Source organism: Longispora sp. NPDC051575 (assembly GCF_040681875.1).
GTDB lineage: Bacteria > Actinomycetota > Actinomycetes > Mycobacteriales > Micromonosporaceae > Longispora.
On record NZ_JBFAZP010000013.1, the window covers coordinates 31,137 to 48,513 of the forward strand.

At 71.0% G+C, this 17,377-nt stretch carries 18 protein-coding genes and 1 pseudogene; 16 read left to right on the top strand and 3 right to left on the bottom strand.

Annotated elements, in window-relative coordinates:
• On the top strand, positions 1-1,245 hold the full coding sequence (gene mycP, locus AB0M43_RS34250; RefSeq protein ID WP_363730697.1) for a type VII secretion-associated serine protease mycosin: 1,245 nt from the start codon (positions 1-3) through the stop codon (positions 1,243-1,245).
• A gap of 122 nt (positions 1,246-1,367) precedes the next feature.
• On the opposite strand, the gene AB0M43_RS34255 is transcribed toward mycP, so the two are convergent.
• Both AB0M43_RS34255 and AB0M43_RS34260 read right to left on the bottom strand, forming a co-directional pair.
• Positions 1,368-2,654 carry a sialidase family protein gene (locus AB0M43_RS34255; protein WP_363730700.1) on the bottom strand — a complete coding sequence of 429 codons (1,287 nt, stop codon included), beginning with the start codon at positions 2,652-2,654 and terminating at the stop codon, positions 1,368-1,370.
• Positions 2,647-3,162, bottom strand: coding sequence for a sigma-70 family RNA polymerase sigma factor (locus tag AB0M43_RS34260; protein WP_363730703.1), 516 nt, complete (start codon positions 3,160-3,162; stop codon positions 2,647-2,649). The genes AB0M43_RS34255 and AB0M43_RS34260 overlap by 8 nt, the downstream gene beginning before the upstream one ends.
• A gap of 125 nt (positions 3,163-3,287) precedes the next feature.
• Here AB0M43_RS34260 and trpS point away from each other — a divergent pair, with 125 nt between their 5' ends.
• From trpS to AB0M43_RS34335, 15 genes and pseudogenes are all read left to right on the top strand, one after another.
• Complete coding sequence (gene trpS, locus AB0M43_RS34265) at positions 3,288-4,292, top strand: tryptophan--tRNA ligase (protein ID WP_363730706.1); 1,005 nt, start codon at positions 3,288-3,290, stop codon at positions 4,290-4,292.
• Positions 4,293-4,325: 33 nt separating this feature from the next.
• Entirely contained in the window at positions 4,326-4,844 is a 519-nt protein-coding gene (locus tag AB0M43_RS34270; protein WP_363730709.1) for a 2'-5' RNA ligase family protein, read from the top strand.
• The gene (locus AB0M43_RS34275) at positions 4,841-5,752 is read left to right on the top strand and encodes a YihY/virulence factor BrkB family protein (protein WP_363730712.1); all 912 of its coding nucleotides are present in this window, start codon (positions 4,841-4,843) and stop codon (positions 5,750-5,752) included. Before AB0M43_RS34270 ends, AB0M43_RS34275 begins: the two co-directional genes overlap by 4 nt.
• 8 nt (positions 5,753-5,760) lie before the next feature.
• Positions 5,761-6,204: a hypothetical protein gene (locus tag AB0M43_RS34280; RefSeq protein ID WP_363730714.1), complete on the top strand. Its 444-nt coding sequence runs from the start codon at positions 5,761-5,763 to the stop codon at positions 6,202-6,204.
• Positions 6,205-6,420: 216 nt separating this feature from the next.
• Positions 6,421-6,660 carry a hypothetical protein gene (locus AB0M43_RS34285; RefSeq protein ID WP_363730716.1) on the top strand — a complete coding sequence of 80 codons (240 nt, stop codon included), beginning with the start codon at positions 6,421-6,423 and terminating at the stop codon, positions 6,658-6,660.
• Between the two features lie 4 nt (positions 6,661-6,664).
• The gene (locus tag AB0M43_RS34290) at positions 6,665-7,006 is read left to right on the top strand and encodes a hypothetical protein (RefSeq protein ID WP_363730718.1); all 342 of its coding nucleotides are present in this window, start codon (positions 6,665-6,667) and stop codon (positions 7,004-7,006) included.
• A 235-nt stretch (positions 7,007-7,241) separates the two neighbouring features.
• On the top strand, positions 7,242-8,300 hold the full coding sequence (locus AB0M43_RS34295; protein WP_363731142.1) for a BMP family ABC transporter substrate-binding protein: 1,059 nt from the start codon (positions 7,242-7,244) through the stop codon (positions 8,298-8,300).
• 64 nt (positions 8,301-8,364) lie between these two features.
• A complete protein-coding gene (locus tag AB0M43_RS34300; RefSeq protein ID WP_363730720.1) occupies positions 8,365-9,867 on the top strand; it encodes an ABC transporter ATP-binding protein in 1,503 nt (500 codons plus the stop codon).
• A 232-nt stretch (positions 9,868-10,099) separates the two neighbouring features.
• The gene (locus AB0M43_RS34305; protein WP_363731145.1) at positions 10,100-11,284 is read left to right on the top strand and encodes an ABC transporter permease; all 1,185 of its coding nucleotides are present in this window, start codon (positions 10,100-10,102) and stop codon (positions 11,282-11,284) included.
• Between the two features lie 2 nt (positions 11,285-11,286).
• The gene (locus tag AB0M43_RS34310; RefSeq protein ID WP_363730723.1) at positions 11,287-12,510 is read left to right on the top strand and encodes an ABC transporter permease; all 1,224 of its coding nucleotides are present in this window, start codon (positions 11,287-11,289) and stop codon (positions 12,508-12,510) included.
• A pseudogene (locus AB0M43_RS34315) lies at positions 12,497-12,877 on the top strand (cytidine deaminase); the annotation flags it as partial. The gene AB0M43_RS34310 and the pseudogene AB0M43_RS34315, both read left to right, overlap by 14 nt.
• Positions 12,878-13,001: 124 nt before the next feature.
• Complete coding sequence (locus AB0M43_RS34320; RefSeq protein ID WP_363731147.1) at positions 13,002-14,270, top strand: thymidine phosphorylase; 1,269 nt, start codon at positions 13,002-13,004, stop codon at positions 14,268-14,270.
• The gene (locus AB0M43_RS34325) at positions 14,263-14,613 is read left to right on the top strand and encodes a cupin (protein WP_363730726.1); all 351 of its coding nucleotides are present in this window, start codon (positions 14,263-14,265) and stop codon (positions 14,611-14,613) included. Before AB0M43_RS34320 ends, AB0M43_RS34325 begins: the two co-directional genes overlap by 8 nt.
• Positions 14,614-14,618: 5 nt before the next feature.
• On the top strand, positions 14,619-15,239 hold the full coding sequence (locus AB0M43_RS34330; RefSeq protein WP_363730728.1) for a DUF4272 domain-containing protein: 621 nt from the start codon (positions 14,619-14,621) through the stop codon (positions 15,237-15,239).
• A gap of 7 nt (positions 15,240-15,246) precedes the next feature.
• Positions 15,247-16,383: a low temperature requirement protein A gene (locus AB0M43_RS34335; RefSeq protein ID WP_363730731.1), complete on the top strand. Its 1,137-nt coding sequence runs from the start codon at positions 15,247-15,249 to the stop codon at positions 16,381-16,383.
• Here AB0M43_RS34335 and AB0M43_RS34340 read toward each other — a convergent pair.
• The gene (locus AB0M43_RS34340; RefSeq protein WP_363731150.1) at positions 16,331-17,158 is read right to left on the bottom strand and encodes a putative RNA methyltransferase; all 828 of its coding nucleotides are present in this window, start codon (positions 17,156-17,158) and stop codon (positions 16,331-16,333) included. The two genes, AB0M43_RS34335 and AB0M43_RS34340, sit on opposite strands and share 53 nt — an antisense overlap.
• Positions 17,159-17,377: the final 219 nt, after the last annotated feature.

The following is a 17,377-nucleotide window of genomic DNA, read 5'->3' on the forward strand; positions in this document are numbered from 1 at the left end:
ATGCGCCGGCTCGCGTTCTGTCTCGCGGCGGGTGCGCTCGCCGCCCTCCTCGCGGTGCCCGCCCCGGCCCAGGCCGCGCCCCGGCCCAACAAGGACTGCGGCGTGGCCAACCCGAACGCCCACCCGCTGACCCAGAAGCCGTGGCCGCTGCGCCGGCTCGCGCCCGCCAACGTGTGGGGTTTCAGCCGGGGCCAGGGCGTCACGGTCGCCGTGATCGACTCGGGCGTGTCCCCGGACCACCCGAAGCTGAACAACGGCAAGGTGCTGCAGGGCCAGGACTTCATCGAGCCCGGCCCCGGCGGGGACTGCGACGACCACGGGCACGGCACGTTCGTCGCGGGCATCATCGCGGGCTGGGAGAGCCGGAACGACAGCGACAGCCCGTACACCGGGATCGCCCCCGACGCGCGGATCCTGCCGATCAAGGTCATGAAGGGCGAGGAGCACCTCAGCGTCGAGGAGGGCCGCAGGCGCGCCGACCTGGTCGCCGGTGCCGTGGACTTCGCCGTGCAGAAGAAGGTCCAGGTCATCAACATGTCCCTGGTCCTGGACAACACCCCGGCGCTCGCCGCCGCCATCGACCGGGCGCTGAAGGCGAACATCGTGGTCGTCGCGGCGGCCGGCAACACGGGGGACTCGCCCGAGGCGGCCGGCAAGGACCTGTTCCCGGCGGCGTACGACGGGGTGCTCGCCGTCGGCGGCGTGGACGAGGCCGACCAGCACGCGCCGTCCTCCACCCCGGGCAAGTACGTGGACATCGCCGCGCCCGGCGTCAACGTGGACGGCCCCACCCTGCACGGCGGCGGCTACGTCACCGAGAGCAAGGGCACCAGCTACGCCGCCGCGTACGTGTCCGGCGTCGCCGCCCTGCTCCGGGGCTACTACAAGGACATGCCCGCCACCGAGATCGTCAACCGGCTGGTCAAGACGGCGGACCGCCCGGCGCTCGGCAAGGACAACCTGGTCGGCTACGGCGTCGTCAACCCGTACCGGGCGATGACCGCGATCCTCGACCCGACCGCCGAGCAGGCCAGACCCGTCGAGGGGGGCATCGCCCGGCCCGCCGCCCGGGAGGATCCCCTGCACGCGGCCAAGACGTACGGGCCGGCGCTCGCGGGCGGGTGCCTCGGGGCGACGGCGCTACTGGCGGTGCTGGCGTTCGCGTTCCCCCGGGGCGCGCGCCGGGGCTGGCGGCCGGGGCGGGCGGTCCGCGCGAAGGACGCGACGGCGACCGCCGAGGACTGACACTCCGACCATCGCGCGGCCGGAATCGTGGCCGACAACGCACCCGGCACGCGCGGACTTCCGGCCCGGCGACCGCAGCTCGGGCCCCGGCGACCGCAGCGCTCGGCGCGCAGGTGCCAGGGTCAGTGGACGCCGAGGCGGCGCCAGGACATCCCGTCCGGGCTGAACGCCGTCCAGTCCATCCCCCACACCCCGAACGCCACATACCCCGCGCCCGTCCGGTGCACCCTACTGACCTGCGGCAACGCGGTCACCTTCGTGCCGCCCTGCTGCCCGGAGGCGGCAACCCACCACGTGCCCGGGTCGGTGTCCACGGCGGTGAGCACCCGGCCGTCGGGCAGGGGCACCAGGTCCCCGGCGGCGGCGGGCGGGAAGCCCTCGAACAGGGAGAAGGTCTGGCCGTTGTCGGTGGACCGGAACAGCCCGAGGATGGGGCTGGCGGCCTGCCGGGTGCCGTCGGCCGTGGTCCGGCCGGTGACGACCGCGTAGATCTGGTCCTTGCCGACGGCGACCCGGATGCCGCCGACCACGCCGCTCAGCACGGACACGGGCGTGAGCTGCCAGGACCGGCCCGCGTCCCGGCTGACCGCGATCTGGGGCTTGCCGCCGCTGAAGCCGGTGACCCACCAGGCGCCGTCCCGGGAGGGGCCGGGCGCGGCCCAGTTGACGGCGAACCCGGACGGCAGGGTGCCGAGCTTGGCGGCCCGGCCACCGGCGGCGGCCTGCCGGACCCGGAGGCCGTCGGGGGCCAGGAACAGCCGGCTGTTGGCGGGGATCGCGGTCAGGGGCGCGTCGTCGACCGGGGTGGCCGCCCAGGTCCGGCCGCTGTCGGGGCTGTGCCACGCGCCGCCGAGCACGAGCTCGGTGCCGTTGAGGACCATCAGGTCGGGCAGGGTCTCGGGGGTGGCGGACGGGACCGGGGTCTGGAGGGTCTGCCACTCGTCGCCGCCGTCGTCGCTGCGCGCGAGGGTCAGCGTGCAGGTGGGCAGGGCGTGGCAGTCGGCCGCCAGCGCGTACCCGTGGCGGTCGTCGGCGAACTCCACGTCGTAGAGCAGGCCGGGCACGTTGAGGGTCGGCCGGTCGGGGGCGAGCACCTCGATGCCCTCGCCGGACCAGGTGGAGGTGTGGCTGGTGACGGAGGTGTTGATCGCGTACTGGTTCGGCGCGGCCGGGCCGGGCGTCGGCTCGCCGGGGGTGGACGCCAGCCGCACCCCCGTGATGGTCAGGACCGCGAGTGCCGTGCCCCCGGCGGCGGCGAACAGGCGGCGACGGCGACGGACGGCGTCGGCGCGCGCGGACACGAAGCCGAGACCCGGCTGGGGGATGTTGCCCAGCAGGTGGGAGCGCGATTCTGCGAGGGCCCGTTCGATCCGGTCATCGGGCTCAAACGGGTCGAGTAACTCAGGCATGGCGGGACGTCTCCGCCTCGGCCGGCCGGAGTCTGGTGGCCAGTGCGGTGCGCCCGCGCGACAGCCGGGACTTCACGGTGCCGACGGGGAGGTCGAGGGTCGTGGCGACCTCGTCGACGGGGAGGTCGGCCAGGTGGTGCAGGACGATCACCTCCCGGTACGCCTGGGGGAGCTGGGCGAGCGCCGCGAGCAGGTCGGTCCGGTCGGGCTCGGGGCCGGGCTCGACGGTGCTGGTGACCGGGCGGGTCCGCATCATGATCGTGTCGAACAGGCGGCGGCGGCGCCAGCGGCGGCGGACCAGGTTGACGGCGACGGTGCGCAGCCAGGCTTCCGGGTTCTCGATGTCGGAGATGTGCTTCGGGCGGGCCAGCGCGCGGGCGAACGCCTCCTGGACGGCGTCCTGCGCCTCGGCCAGGTCACCCGTGAACGCGTAGAGCTGCGTCACGAGCCGCCGGTAGCAGTCGTCGTACAGGTTCGCGATCGCCACTTCGCCGTTGTTGCTGCCCACCAGGACACCTCCATGCCGACTGTTCACCGAGCCCGGGGCGGTCAGGACCCCTGCGCGGTGACTCGAGAGTACAGAGTCGCCACCGGGTCGGCGGGTTCCGGATCGGAGCTGACAGAATCGACGGCATGCCTCGTGTCCTGTCCGGAATCCAGCCGACCGCAGACTCCTTCCACCTGGGTAACTACCTGGGTGCCGTGCGTAACTGGGTGGCCCTCCAGGAGACGCATGACGCCTTCTACTGCGTCGTGGACCTGCACGCGATCACCAGCGGCCACGACCCGGCCCTGCTCCGGCAGCGCACCCGGGTGTCGGCGGCCCAGCTGCTCGCGATCGGGATCGACCCGGAGCGCTCGACCCTGTTCGTGCAGTCGCACGTGCCGGAGCACGCCCAGCTCGGCTGGGTGATGGGCTGCATCACCGGGTTCGGCGAGGCGTCGCGGATGACCCAGTTCAAGGACAAGTCGGCCAAGCAGGGTACCGACCGGGCGAGCGTCGGCCTGTTCACGTACCCGATCCTCCAGGTCGCCGACATCCTGCTCTACCAGGCCGACGAGGTGCCGGTCGGCGAGGACCAGCGCCAGCACATCGAGCTGACCCGCGACCTCGCGCACCGGTTCAACACGACGTTCGGCCAGACGTTCACCGTGCCCAAGCCGCACATCCTCAAGGAGACGGCGAAGATCACGGACCTGCAGGACCCGACGGCGAAGATGAGCAAGTCCGCGTCGAGCCCGAACGGCATCATCGAGCTGCTGGACGAGCCGAACAGGTCGGCCAAGAAGATCCGCAGCGCGGTCACGGACACGGGCCGCGAGGTCGTGTTCGACGCGGAGAACAAGCCCGGGGTCTCCAACCTGCTGACGATCTATTCGGCGCTCACGGGTGAGACGATTGCGGCACTCGAGACGCGTTACGCCGGCCGCGGGTACGGTGACCTGAAGAAGGAACTCGGTGAGGTGGTGGCGGAGTTCGCCCGGCCGATCCAGGAACAGACCAAGAAATACCTGGACAATCCAGGCGAGCTCGATGAGATCCTGGCAGTCGGGGCCCGCAAGGCCCGGGCCGTCGCGTCGGAGACCCTCCGGACGGTCTACGACCGGATCGGTTTCCTGGCGTCCACCGCCAGCTAGGACGGCACGGTAGGGACGTCGACGGGAGGCGCGGTGAGTCAGACCATCGGGGTCGCCTTCCCGATTCCGGAACCCTGGGCCGCCGAGCTGGCCCGGGCCCGGGAGGCGGCGGGTGACCCGCTGGCCCGGTTCGTCCCGCCGCACCTAACCCTGATCGGCCCGACCGAGGTCCCCGCAGGGGAGCGGTCGGGCGTCGAGGACCACCTGCGCCGGGTCGCGGCCACCGGCACGCCGTTCACGCTGCACCTGCGCGGCACGGGCACGTTCCGGCCGCTGACCGACGTGGTGTTCGTGATGGTCGCCCAGGGGATCAGCGAGTGCGAGCGGCTGGAGGAGGCGCTGCGCAGCGGCCCGCTGGCCCGGGAGCTGCGGTTTCCGTACCACCCGCATGTGACCGTCGCCCACGACGTGTCGGCGCCGGCCCTCGACCGCGCCTTCGACGACCTGGCGGGTTTCGACGCGGCCTTCGAGGCGGCCGCGTTCACGCTCTACGAGCACGGCGACGACGGGATGTGGCGGCCACAGCGGGACTTCCCGCTGGTCGGCCCGTGAATCCGATCACCGTCGTCATGGGGTGGTGGGACCGCTCGATCGCGGCCCTGCGCCGCTGGTCCCCGAAGTTCGACCACTTCTGGCGGACCAAGGAGCGGTACGCCGACGTGCACGCCGGCCGGATGGCCGCCGCGATCTCCTACTACGGCTTCTTCGCCTGTTTCGCGCTCGCCCTGCTGGCGTTCTCCGTGCTCGGCTTCATCCTGGACAACAACAAGGACGTCGTCACGGCCGTGGAGAACTGGCTGCGCGCCAACCTGCCGTTCCTGGAGGTCGCCAGGATCACGGACGCGAAGGGCGCGGTGGGTACCTTCGCGCTGGCCGGCTTCCTGCTCACCGGCATCGGCTGGGTGGAGGCGATGCGGGCCTCGATCCGGGCCGTCTGGCTACTGGACCAGGAACCGGGCAACTACTTCATCCGTCGCGGCGTGGACATCCTCGTCCTGATCGGCCTGGGCCTGCTGCTGGCGCTGTCGATCGGGTTCTCGGTCGGCGCGCAGGCCGGGATCGGCTGGCTCAAGGGCCATATCGACATCGGTCCGGCGTTCGACGACCTGCTCGGCGTGCTGGGGGTCGGGGTCGCGGTCTTCATCAACTGGGTACTCGCGGCGGCCATGCTCACCGGCCTGCCCCGCCTGAAGATGCCGCTCGGCCGCTGGCTCCCGGCGGGGCTGCTCGTCGCGGTCGGGTTGGAGCTGCTCAAGACGGTCGCGCAGTTCTACATCATGAGGGTGAACCAGAACCCGGCGTACACCGTCGTGGCCGGCGCCGTGGGTCTGCTCGTCTTCCTGAACTTCTTCAGCCAGCTGCTGCTGTGGGGCTCCGCCCTGGCGGCGACCTCGGACCGCGGTGCGGTCCGCGACCTCGCGGCGGGGCCCGAGCAGGCGCTCGCCGAGGAGGAGGGATGATGGCCGGTATGGGAGCCATCGTGACGCTTGACCTGCCGGACGACTCGCCGGCATATGACCTGCCCTGGATCATCACCTTCGGCCCGGCGTCGGACGACGAGGACGAGGTGTGGGAGCCGGTCGTCTGCGGGCCGTACTCCCGCGAGCACGCCCTCGCCGTCGCCAACGCCGTGGTGACCGACGAGGAGCTGCTGGCGGTCGTGGAGCCGCTGCAGCCGCACACCGAGATCGACGCGATCAAGGCCGAGATCGCCAAGGCGAAGGAGCTCGCCGCGTCCTACGACGACGAGGACTTCGCCGAGGACGACCACGAGGGCCACGACCACGGCCCCGACGGTCACGACCACGACCACGACGACGACCACCTCGCGCTGCCGGAGCCCTCGGCGCTGCCGACGGCCGCCGAGCTGAAGGCCGGCTTCACCGCGATCGCCGCCCGCCTGTCCGCCTAGTCCTCCGATGCCCGCGCCCTGTCGGGGCGCGGGCATCTCCGTGTCCGGGACCCGCCTGCGAGAGCCTCGGCGGCCCGCGCCCGCTTGGCGGGGCGGCCACTCATCGAGCCGTGCCGGCCGCGCGGGCGGGCGCTCTGCCTGCGGCGGTGTGCCCCGCCGAACATGAACCGACAGGGCGTCGGGAACCCATCTTCGACCGTGCGTAGAATCTCGCCCGTGGTGTTGTCCCGGGCCTGGTCGGCCTTTCTCGTCGGCGTCGGTGTGTGGAGCTGGATCATCTGGCCGCGGTTCGCGGTGGCGATCTGGCGGGACCCGCGTGCCTGGACAGGTGACACGCCCACGTCGTTCCTCTGGGTGCACGCGCTGCTGATCGCGGCGTCGCTGGCCATCGGGACGACGGTCGGTGTACTCGGCATCCGGGGCTGGCGCGCGGCCAGCCGGACCAGAAAGGTTTGAGCCTGTGGAAGCCCTGCGGCGAATTCTGCTGTTTGTCCACCTGATCGGCTTCGCGCTGCTGTTCGGCGGCGTCGTGGTGCAGTACCTGTCGGGGAGGATCCGGATCAACACGGCGATGCTCGCCGGCTCGGCGGTGCAGCTGCTGACCGGGGTCGCGCTGGCCGCTCCGTTCAAGCGCGAGGTGGACCTGGACCCGGCCAAACTGGCCGTCAAGGGCGTACTCGCCCTGCTGATCTTCATCATGGTGTGGGTGGTCCGGAAGAAGGAGTCGGTCGCGACCGGCCATTTTCTCGCCATCGGCGGTATGACCTTGATTAATGCCGGCGTCGCGACGTTCTGGCACTAGATCCTGTCGGGCGCGGGTTTTCTCACAGCGCAATGCGTCCAAATCGCCTAAACCCGTCATGATCGCACAGTAAAGTCACAGTCAAATAACGGATCGATAACAGCGGGAACGTCGTACGGCCGCGTGCGTGCGCTACTGGGCGGTAGAACCCGCTAGTCTCCGTCCGTTGAGATCACCGCGGATTCCTGCGGTGGAACCTGTGTGGAAGGAGACCGCCTTGCGCCGAGTGCGTGGGATGAGGGTCGTCGCCGTACTGGCGATCGGTGGCCTCGCTCTGTCCGCTGCTGCCTGCGGCAGCAAGCCGGAGAGCAACAACGGCTCGTCGAGCGGCAAGAAGTACAAGGCCTGCATGGTCACCGACACCGGGGGCATCGACGACAAGTCGTTCAACACCTCCGCGTGGGCCGGTCTCAAGGCCGCCGAGAAGGACAACTCGGCGATCGAGACCAAGTACGTGACCTCGGCCGCCGAGACCAACTACGAGCCGAACCTGAACGCTCTGGTCGCCGAGAAGTGTGACCTCGTGGTCGCCGTCGGCGGTCTGATGGGCGACGCGACCAAGGCCGCGGCGGGGAAGAACCCGAACCAGAAGTTCGCGATCATCGACTCGAAGATCGATCTGCCGAACGTCTACTCGATGCAGTTCAACACCGCGCAGGCCGGCTTCCTCGCCGGTTACCTCGCCGCGGGCACCAGCACTTCGGGCAAGGTCGCCACCTGGGGCGGTCTGAAGATCCCGCCGGTGACCATCTTCATGGACGGCTTCGCCGAGGGTGTCGCCGAGTACAACAAGGTCAAGGGCAAGACGGTCACCGTCCTGGGGTGGAACAACAAGACCCAGGAAGGCACCTTCGCGGGCAGCTTCACCGACCAGAACAAGGGCAAGCAGATCACGGACGGTTTCGTCGCCCAGGGCGCCGACGTCGTGATGCCGGTCGCCGGTGGCGCCGGGCTGGGCACCGCCGCGGCCGCGCAGGCCTCCGGCGGCAAGGTCAGCGTCATCTGGGTGGACCAGGACGGCTGCGAGTCGGTCAAGCAGTACTGTTCGGTGTTCCTGTCGACCGTCGTGAAGAACATCTCCGACGCCGTCAAGGACGCCGCGCTCAAGGGCGCCAAGGGCGAGGGCCTGACCGGCGGCTTCGCCGGCACGCTGTCCAACAACGGCGTCTCGCTGGCCCCGTTCCACGAGTTCGACAGCAAGGTCTCGGCCGAGCTGAAGAAGGAGCTGGACCAGCTGAAGACGGACATCGGCTCGGGCAAGATCAAGATTGAGTCCCCGGCACAGCCGAAGTAGTACCAGAATGTGAGCAGGGGGTGCCGGGACAACCCGGCACCCCCTGTATCCGGTGAGGAGGACGATGAAACTCGAACTGCGCGGCATCACCAAGACGTTCGGTGAGCTGGTCGCCAACGATCACATCGACCTCACCGTCGAGCCCGGCGAGATACACGCGCTGCTCGGAGAGAACGGCGCCGGCAAGTCCACCCTCATGAACGTCCTCTACGGACTGCTCAAGCCCGACTCGGGCGAGATCCTCGTGGACGACAAGCCCCTCACCCTGAAGTCGCCCGGCGACGCCATCGCGGCCGGCATCGGCATGGTGCACCAGCACTTCATGCTCATCCCCGTCTTCACGGTCGCCGAGAACATCATGCTCGGCGCCGAGGACACCCGGCTCGGCATGCTCGACCGCGCCAAGGCCAGTAGGCACGTCGTCGAGGTGTCCAAGCGCTACGGCCTGCCGGTCGACCCCGACGCGATCGTCGAGGAGCTGCCGGTCGGCATCCAGCAGCGGGTCGAGATCGTCAAGGCGCTCACCCGCGACGTGGACCTGCTGATCCTCGACGAGCCGACCGCCGTGCTCACCCCGCAGGAGACCGACGAGCTGCTCGAGGTCATGCGCGGGCTCAAGGCCGCCGGCAAGTCGATCGTCCTGATCACCCACAAGCTGCGCGAGGTCAAAGCCATCGCGGACAAGATCACGGTGATCCGGCGGGGCAAGGTCGTCGGCACCGCCGACCCCGGCGCCAGCCAGGACGAACTCGCCGCGATGATGGTCGGCCGGCACGTGAAGCTCACCGTGGACAAGGCCCCCGCACAGCCGGGCGAGCCGGTCCTGGAGATCGCGAACCTGACCGTCGTGGACGAGCGCGGCCACCGGGCCGTGGACGGCGTGGACCTGACCGTGCGGGCCGGCGAGGTGCTCGGCATCGCCGGGGTGCAGGGCAACGGGCAGACCGAGCTGGTCGAGGCCGTGATGGGCCTGCGCGCGGTACTGGAGGGCACGATCACGCTCCAGGACCGGGACCTGCACGGTCGTACCCCGAAAGAGGTGTTGGAGGCCGGGGTCGGCTACGTCCCCGAGGACCGCAGCACCGACGGGATCGTCAAGGACTTCTCGGTCGCCGAGAACCTCGTGCTCGACCTGTACGACCGCGAGCCGTTCGCCAAGGGGCTGGTGTTCCGGCCGGCCGAGGTGCAGCGCAACGCGGCCGAGCGGATCGCCGAGTTCGACATCCGGACCCAGTCGCCGGACGAGGCGGTCGGCTCGCTGTCCGGCGGCAACCAGCAGAAGGTCATCGTGGCCCGGGAGATGTCCCGGCCGCTGAAGCTGCTGGTCGCCTCGCAGCCCGCCCGGGGCGTGGACGTCGGCTCGATCGAGTTCATCCACAACCGGATCGTCCGCGAGCGCGACCAGGGCGGTGCCGTCCTGCTCGTGTCCACCGAACTGGACGAGATCCTGGCCCTCGCCGACCGGATCTCCGTGATGTACCGGGGCAAGGTCATCGCGACCCTGCCGGCCGCCGAGGCGACGGCGGAGAAGCTGGGACTGCTCATGGCTGGAGTGACTGGTGACTGACCCGACCAAGGACGAGCCGCAGCCGCCCCGCGAGGGGGAGGCGACGCCGGCCGGGGCGCGGGCCGAGCGCCCGGCGGCGGACGGCGCGGGGTCGGACGCGGCCCCCAAGGCCGGCCCGGATTCGGCGAAGGCTGACAGCTCGGCGGCGAAGGCTGACGACCCGGCGGCGGGCGCTGTCCCGGCCGCCGCCGCGAAGAAGGACGAGCCGCCCGCGAAGCGCTCCCTCGGCCGGCTGTTCGTCGAGGAGCTGACCACCGCGAACTCGTTCATGGTCACGTTCCTGGCCATCGTGCTCGCCATGGTCGTCGGCGGACTGCTGATCATCATCGTGGACGCCGACGCGCGTGAGGCCTGGGGCTACTTCTTCTCCGCCCCGGGCGACGCGATCAGTTTCAGCTGGTACGCGGTCCGCGACGCGTACGTGGCCCTCTTCCAGGGCGCGGTGTTCGACCCGTCGACCCTGTCGGGCGGCAGCGCGTCGCAGATCTTCTACCCGATCACCGAGACGCTCACGTACGCCGCGCCGCTGATCTTCACCGGTCTGGCCGTGGCGCTGGCGTTCCGGGCCGGCCTGTTCAACATCGGCGCCGAGGGCCAGGTGATCTTCGGCTGCATCGGCGGGGCGGTCGCCGGCTTCGCGGTGCCGCTGCCGTACGGACTGCACCTGGTCTTCGCGCTGCTCGCGGCGGCCGTGTTCGGCGCGCTCTGGGGCCTGATCCCCGGCTTCCTGAAGGCCAAGACCGGCGCGCACGAGGTCATCACGACCATCATGCTCAACAACGTGGCCGCGATCTTCCTGGTCTGGCTGGTCACCCAGAAGGGCGTCCAGGACCCGTCGCGGACGGACGCGATCAGCAAGAAGGTCGACGAGACCGCCAAGCTGCCGCACATCTTCGGGGACGCCTACCGGCTCAACCTGGCCATCATCCTGGCCATCGCTGCGGCGTTCGGGGTGTCCTGGCTGCTGAACCGGTCGACGCTGGGCTTCGAGTTCCGCGCGGTGGGCGCGAACCCGGACGCGGCGCGGACGGCGGGCATGAGCATCTCCAAGGCGTACATCCTGGTGATGGTCGTCGCGGGTGCGCTCGCGGGCCTGGGCGGCGGCAGCGTCCTGCTCGGGACCGCGCACGCGCTCACCCCGTCGGTGAGCGCCGGGATCGGCATCGACGGCATCACCGTGGCCCTGCTGGGCCGGGCGAAACCGTGGGGCGTCGTCGGCGCGGCGCTCCTGATCGGCGGGTTGCAGGCCGGGGCCGTGAAGATGCAGGCGGCGGCCAACATCCCGATCGACATGGTCAACGTGCTCCAGGCCCTGATCGTGGTGTTCATCGCCGCGCCGGCCCTGATCAAGGCCATCTTCCGACTCCGCGCGGTCACCACGAGCGGGACCACGACGACCCTGGCGAAGGGGTGGTGACCATGGGCTTCTGGAACCGCTCCCGGAAGGCCGGGGCCGTCTACGTTGTACTCGGACTGTTCGCGTTCGCGTTCTTCGGGCTGATCAAGCCGGCGACCGAGCAGGTGGTGCTCAAGTTCACCGACGACACGTCGCTGACGTTCGGTCCCCGGGCCGTGATCCTGGTCCTGGGCCTGCTCACCGTCGCGGCGGGCGGGGCGCTGCTGGCCGGCCGCGACTGGTTCCCGACGGCCACGGCGGTCGCGCTGCTCGGCTTCGTGGGCGCGTTCATGCTGTGGGCGGTGTCGCTGGCCAAGGTCGGGCACACGATCTACGCCGTGGACCTGGTCAACGGCACCCTGATCGCCGCGCTGCCGCTGATCTTCGGTTCGCTCGGCGGGGTGCTGTGCGAGCGGTCCGGCGTCGTGAACATCAACATCGAGGGCCAGCTGCTGATCGGGGCGTTCGGCGGGGCGCTGGTCGGGACGCTGACCCAGAACGTGTGGGCCGGGATCGTCGCGGGGGCCGTGTTCGGCGCGCTGATGGCGGCGCTGCTCGCGGTGTTCGCGATCAAGTACCTGGTGGACCAGGTCGTGCTGGGCGTCATCCTGAACGTGCTCGCGATCGGCATCACCGGCGTGATCTACGAGCGCCTGATGCAGCCCGAGGCGACCACGTACAACCAGCCGCCCAAGCTGGACAACTGGAACATCCCGCTGCTGTCGGACATCCCGTTCCTCGGCCCGGCGCTGTTCCGGAACAACGTCTTCGTGTACCTGGCGCTGATCCTCGTCGGCGTGGTCACCTTCGCCCTGTTCCGCACCCGGTGGGGGCTGCGGACCCGGGCGGTCGGCGAGCACCCGACGGCGGCGGACACGGTGGGGATCAAGGTGCGCGCCGTGCGGTACCGCAACGTGATCCTCGGTGGTCTCGTCGCCGGACTCGGCGGCGCGGCGCTGACCCTGGGCTCCGGTCTGGCGTTCAACAAGAACATGACCGCCGGCAAGGGCTTCATCGCCCTGGCGGCCGTCATCTTCGGCCGGTGGAGCCCGACGGGCGCGCTGGGCGCGGCGCTGCTGTTCGGGTTCGCCGACAAGCTCCAGACGGTGCTCAGTTCGACGCAGAGTCCGATCCCGTCGGACTTCCTCCGGATGGCTCCGTACATCGCGACGTTGTTCGCCGTGGCCGGCCTGGTCGGCAAGGTGCGCGCCCCGGCGGCGGACGGGAAGCCGTATGTCAAGGGCTGAGATCGACTGGGACGCGCTGCGGACGGCGGCCCGGGACGTGATGACCAGGGCGTACGCGCCGTACTCGAAGTTCCCGGTGGGGGCCGCCGCGCTGGTCGACGACGGCCGGATCGTGGCCGGCTGCAACGTGGAGAACGCGTCCTACGGCCTCACGCTGTGCGCGGAGTGCGGCCTGGTGGGCGCGCTGCACGCGACGGGCGGCGGCCGGCTGGTGGCGATGTCGTGCGTGGACGGCGCGGGGGAGGCGCTGATGCCGTGCGGCCGGTGCCGGCAGCTGCTGTTCGAGCACGGCGGCCCGGACTGCCTGATCGACCACCGGGACGGCCCGATCCCGATCCGGGACCTGCTGCCGCACGCGTTCACCTTGTGATTTTCCGCCCATCTGGGACGAAGGCGCGCGAATTTTGTCCGTAATGCATAGGTAAGCGGGTGCCGATAACCCCGTGATCCCCACAGGGCCGCCCCCACGCGTGGATAGGCTACTCACCGTGATGAACGCTGTGGACGTGATCCGGACCAAGCGGGACCGGCAGGCCCTGACCGACGAGCAGATCGACTGGGTGATCGACGCCTACACCTCGGGCGTCGTGGCCGACGAGCAGATGTCGGCCCTGGCGATGGCGATCCTGCTCAACGGCATGACGCCCCGCGAGATCGCCCGGTGGACGGCCGCGATGATCGCCTCGGGCGAGCGGCTGGACCTGTCGAGCGTTTCCCGCCCGACCGTGGACAAGCACTCCACGGGCGGCGTCGGCGACAAGATCACGCTGCCGCTGACCCCGCTGGTCGCCGCGTGCGGCGCGGCCGTGCCGCAGCTGTCCGGCCGGGGGCTCGGGCACACCGGCGGCACCCTGGACAAGCTGGAGACCATCCCCGGCTGGCGGGCGAAGATCTCCAACGCCGAGTTCCTCCGCCAGCTCGGCGAGTCCGGCGCGGTGATCTGCGCGGCCGGCGACGAGTTGGCCCCCGCCGACCGCAAGCTCTACGCGCTCCGCGATGTCACCGGCACCGTCGAGGCCATCCCGCTGATCGCCTCCTCGATCATGAGCAAGAAGATCGCGGAGGGTACGTCGGGCCTGGTCCTGGACGTGAAGGTCGGCTCGGGCGCGTTCATGAAGGACCTGGGCACCGCCCGCGAGCTCGCCCGGACGATGGTGGAGCTCGGCACCGCGCACGGCGTCGATACGGTCGCGCTGCTCACCGACATGTCCGTCCCGCTCGGCCTCAAGATCGGCAACGCGCTGGAGGTCGAGGAGTCCCTGGAGGTCCTCCAGGGCGGCGGCCCGGCGGACGTCGTCGAGCTGACCCTCGCCCTCGCGCGCGAGATGCTCGCCCTGGCCGGGATCGACGCCGACCCGGAGAAGGCGCTGAAGGACGGCCGGGCCATGGACGCCTGGCGCGCGATGATCGCCGCGCAGGGCGGCGACCCGGACGCGCCGCTGGCCCAGGCCCCGGTCACCGAGACCGTGAGGGCGACGGAGTCCGGCGTGCTGGCCGGCCTCGACGCGTACCAGGTCGGGGTCGCAGCGTGGCGGCTCGGCGCGGGCCGGGCGCGCAAGGAGGACCCGGTGTCGGCGGGCGCGGGCATCGTCATCCACCGCAAGCCCGGCGACCGGGTCGAGGCCGGCGACGTGCTGCTCGAACTGCGCGCCGACGACGAGAGCCGGCTCGCCGGGGCGCACGAGGCGCTCGAGGGTGCCTGGACCATCGGCGCCACCGGACAGTCCCCTTCCCTGATCCTGGAGAAGATTCATGCCTGAGCTGATCAAGAGCCCGACCCGCATCCCGGTACCGGGCGGCAAGGTCATCGACGAGTACGTCGGACGCGTCAACACCGGTCACGAGGCCGTGTCCGTCGCGCACATGATCGCCCCGGCCGGCTGGGACGAGCCCGCGCAGACGCCCGAGTTCGACGAGATCACGGTCGTCCTGAAGGGCACCGTGCGCGTGGAGCACGACGGCGGGGTGCTCGACGTGGCGGCCGGTCAGGCGGTGGTCACGAAGGGCGGCGAGAAGGTGCGGTACACGGCGCCCGAGGGGGCCGAGTACCTGGCGATCTGCCTGCCGGCGTTCAGCCCGGACGCGGCACACCGGGACGAGTAGCACCCGTGGACCCAGCCGCCCTCCGGTCCGAATCCGTGCTCGAACTCCGCCGGCTCGGGGCACCCGCCCCCGGCCGCCGGTACCCGCTGACCTACCGGCCCGGCGCGTCGATCGGCGTGCGCCCCGTGGCCGAGCTGGAGGCCCGGGTGGCCGTCCTGCACATCGCCTACGCCCGCACGCTGGGCATGCCCACCGAACGCGCGATGGACTGGCTGCTCGACGCGCACATCCTGCGGTTCGTCGAGCAGGGCGAGTGGCGGTTCATCGTGCACGGCGACGGGGACAGCCGGGAGCACGCGGCCGGGATCGAGGCCGCCGCCGCCCTGTGCTGGGTGCTCGGCCTGCGCGACGACCTCGACCCGTTGGCCCGCGCGGACGGCCGGGGCCTGCCGGACCTGCGCGGCGGGGAACGCTACGCCGACTGGCGGTCGCGGACCCTGACGGCCGTGCGGGAACCGGCGGAGGCGGCGGCGCTGCTGGACCTCTACTCGTGCCTGGACTGGTCCTGCCACGAGGCGCGGACCCCGGGGCTGGACCCGGTGCTGGTGGCGCGGCGGTTGGGGGCGCTGGAATGGGCGGTCACGTTCGACCAGTACCCGTCGGACGGGGTCGATCGGGCCCCATAATGAGCACGTGACCTCGCCCTACCACCTCGAACCGCCGGCCGACCGGGTCTCCAACCTGGAGCTGTTCTTCGACCTGGTGTTCGTCTTCACGATCACGCAGCTCACCACGAAACTCGCCGCCGACCTGACCTGGCTCGGCTTCGGCCGGGTGACGCTGCTGCTGTTCATGATCTGGTGGATGTACAGCGGCTACGCCTGGGTCACCAACTCGGTCCGGGTGCACTCGATGCCCCGCCGGGTGCTGCTGATGACGGCCATGACCGCGTTCCTGGTGCTGGCGCTCGCGCTGCCCGGGTCCTACGCCGACACCGGCCTGTACTTCGGCCTCGCGTACTTCGTCATCAACGCCGTCCACTCCGGACTGTTGTTCCTCGGCGGCGGCCGGAACGTGGCCCGCACCATGGCCTGGATCGGCCCGCTGAACCTGGCCTCGGCCACCCTGGTGCTCGTCGGCGGCTGGCTGCACCTGCCATGGCTGTGGGTCGCGGCGGCGGCCCTCCAGTTCTGCACCCCGTACCTGCACCCGGTCAGCGGTTTCGACGTGCGGGCCGGCCACTTCGCCGAACGGCACAGCCTGGTCCTGATCATCGCGCTCGGCGAGTCCGTCGTCGCGATCGGCGTCGGCGCCGCGAGCAACGAGCACCTGACCTGGGCGACGGTGGGGGCCGCGGCCCTGGCCCTGACCCTGGCCTACCACCTGTGGTGGGCCTACTTCGCGGGCGACGAGAACCGGGCCGAGCACGCCCTGGAGGCCATCGCGGACCCGGCGCGGCGGTCCCGGCTGGCCCTGAACGCCTTCGGCTACGCGTACCTGCCGATGCTGCTCGGGATCGTCGCCATGTCCGCCGGGGTGAAGAAGGCCCTGGCGCACCCGACCGACCACGCGCACCTCGACGCCGCGCTCGTGCTGGCCGGCGGGGTCGCGCTGTTCCTGGTCGGCGAGGCGCTGTTCCGCGGCGTGCTGCGGATCGGGCTGCCCGTCTGGCGGCTGGTCGGCGCGGCGGCGGCGATGGCCACCGTCCCGATCGGCACGGCGCTCAACCCGCTGGCCCAGCTCCTGGCCCTGATCGTGGTGTTCGTGGCCGTGTTCGTCACCGAGGAAGTGGCGCGTAGAGGGCGCACCGCACAGCCAGCGTCACACTGACCCGCTCCGGCAGCTCCGCCAGCCCGACCGCCTCGGTGTGGTACGCGCTCGGCCCCATCCCGACCAGATCCGCGACGGCCGCGTGGTCCAGATCCAGGGACAGAACCAGATCCTCAGAACCGACAACCTCGAAATCCTTGTCGGTTACGGATGCCATGCGCTCGGCCTTCGTAGGATCCACGGCCAACATGCCCAACGGCTCCCGGATCTCCGCCAGGTGCTCCGGCAGCGGGGTCACCACGGCCAGCCGGCCACCCGGGCGCAGCACCCGGCGGAACTCGGGCACGTTCCGGGGCGCGAACACGTCCAGCACCAGGTCGACGCTGCCGTCGGCCAGCGGGAGCTTCCCCCAGCAGTCGGCCACCGCCGCCATGGCGTGCTCGTGCACCCGGGCGGCCCTGCGGGCCGCGTACACCGACAGGTCCAGGGCCAGGCCCTCCGCCCGGGGTGAGCGGTCGAGGACGCGGGACAGGTAGTACCCGGTGCCCGCGCCGACCTCCACGACCACGCCGCCCGGGGCCGCCGGCAACAGGTCGGCGACCGGCTCGTAGTAGCCGGCGCCGAGGAAGGCGGCCCGGTGCGCGATCATCTCGGCGGTGTCCCCGGTCCCGGGGTCCTTCCCGGCCAGCAGGTTCACGTAACCCTGCCGGGCCCGGTCGAAGGCGTGCCCGTTCTCGCAGGTCAACCCCCCGGCCCGCTCCGCGGCCCGGGCCTGCCGGACGAACTCTTCCCCGCACACGGGACACCGCATCGCACCGATCAGCATGCGGACCATCATCCTCGGGCCCCGACGCCGGTCGCGCCCGAGGCGGCCGGAACGCGAAAATGCGCCCGACGGACTCGGTACACACCTATAGCGTTTGATTCTGGTTCTTCTCTATCGTTTCCTGTGCGGGCCGCCCCTTCCGGTTGGGTAGGCCGGTACTTCCCGCCGACAGCCCCTGCGCCGAACTGGTCGATAAACGCACAGGCACCGGCAGGGGCGGCCCGCACC

Excerpts from the sequence above, each read along its gene's own strand:
- AB0M43_RS34300 (WP_363730720.1), top strand. The coding sequence starts at position 8,365 with ATGAAACTCGAACTGCGCGGCATCACCAAGACGTTCGGTGAGCTGGTC.
- AB0M43_RS34325 (WP_363730726.1), top strand. The coding sequence starts at position 14,263 with ATGCCTGAGCTGATCAAGAGCCCGACCCGCATCCCGGTACCGGGCGGC.
- mycP (WP_363730697.1), top strand. The coding sequence starts at position 1 with ATGCGCCGGCTCGCGTTCTGTCTCGCGGCGGGTGCGCTCGCCGCCCTC.
- AB0M43_RS34340 (WP_363731150.1), bottom strand. The coding sequence starts at position 17,158 with ATGGTCCGCATGCTGATCGGTGCGATGCGGTGTCCCGTGTGCGGGGAA.
- AB0M43_RS34295 (WP_363731142.1), top strand. The coding sequence starts at position 7,242 with ATGAGGGTCGTCGCCGTACTGGCGATCGGTGGCCTCGCTCTGTCCGCT.
- trpS (WP_363730706.1), top strand. The coding sequence starts at position 3,288 with ATGCCTCGTGTCCTGTCCGGAATCCAGCCGACCGCAGACTCCTTCCAC.
- AB0M43_RS34310 (WP_363730723.1), top strand. The coding sequence starts at position 11,287 with ATGGGCTTCTGGAACCGCTCCCGGAAGGCCGGGGCCGTCTACGTTGTA.
- AB0M43_RS34255 (WP_363730700.1), bottom strand. The coding sequence starts at position 2,654 with ATGCCTGAGTTACTCGACCCGTTTGAGCCCGATGACCGGATCGAACGG.
- AB0M43_RS34280 (WP_363730714.1), top strand. The coding sequence starts at position 5,761 with ATGGGAGCCATCGTGACGCTTGACCTGCCGGACGACTCGCCGGCATAT.
- AB0M43_RS34320 (WP_363731147.1), top strand. The coding sequence starts at position 13,002 with ATGAACGCTGTGGACGTGATCCGGACCAAGCGGGACCGGCAGGCCCTG.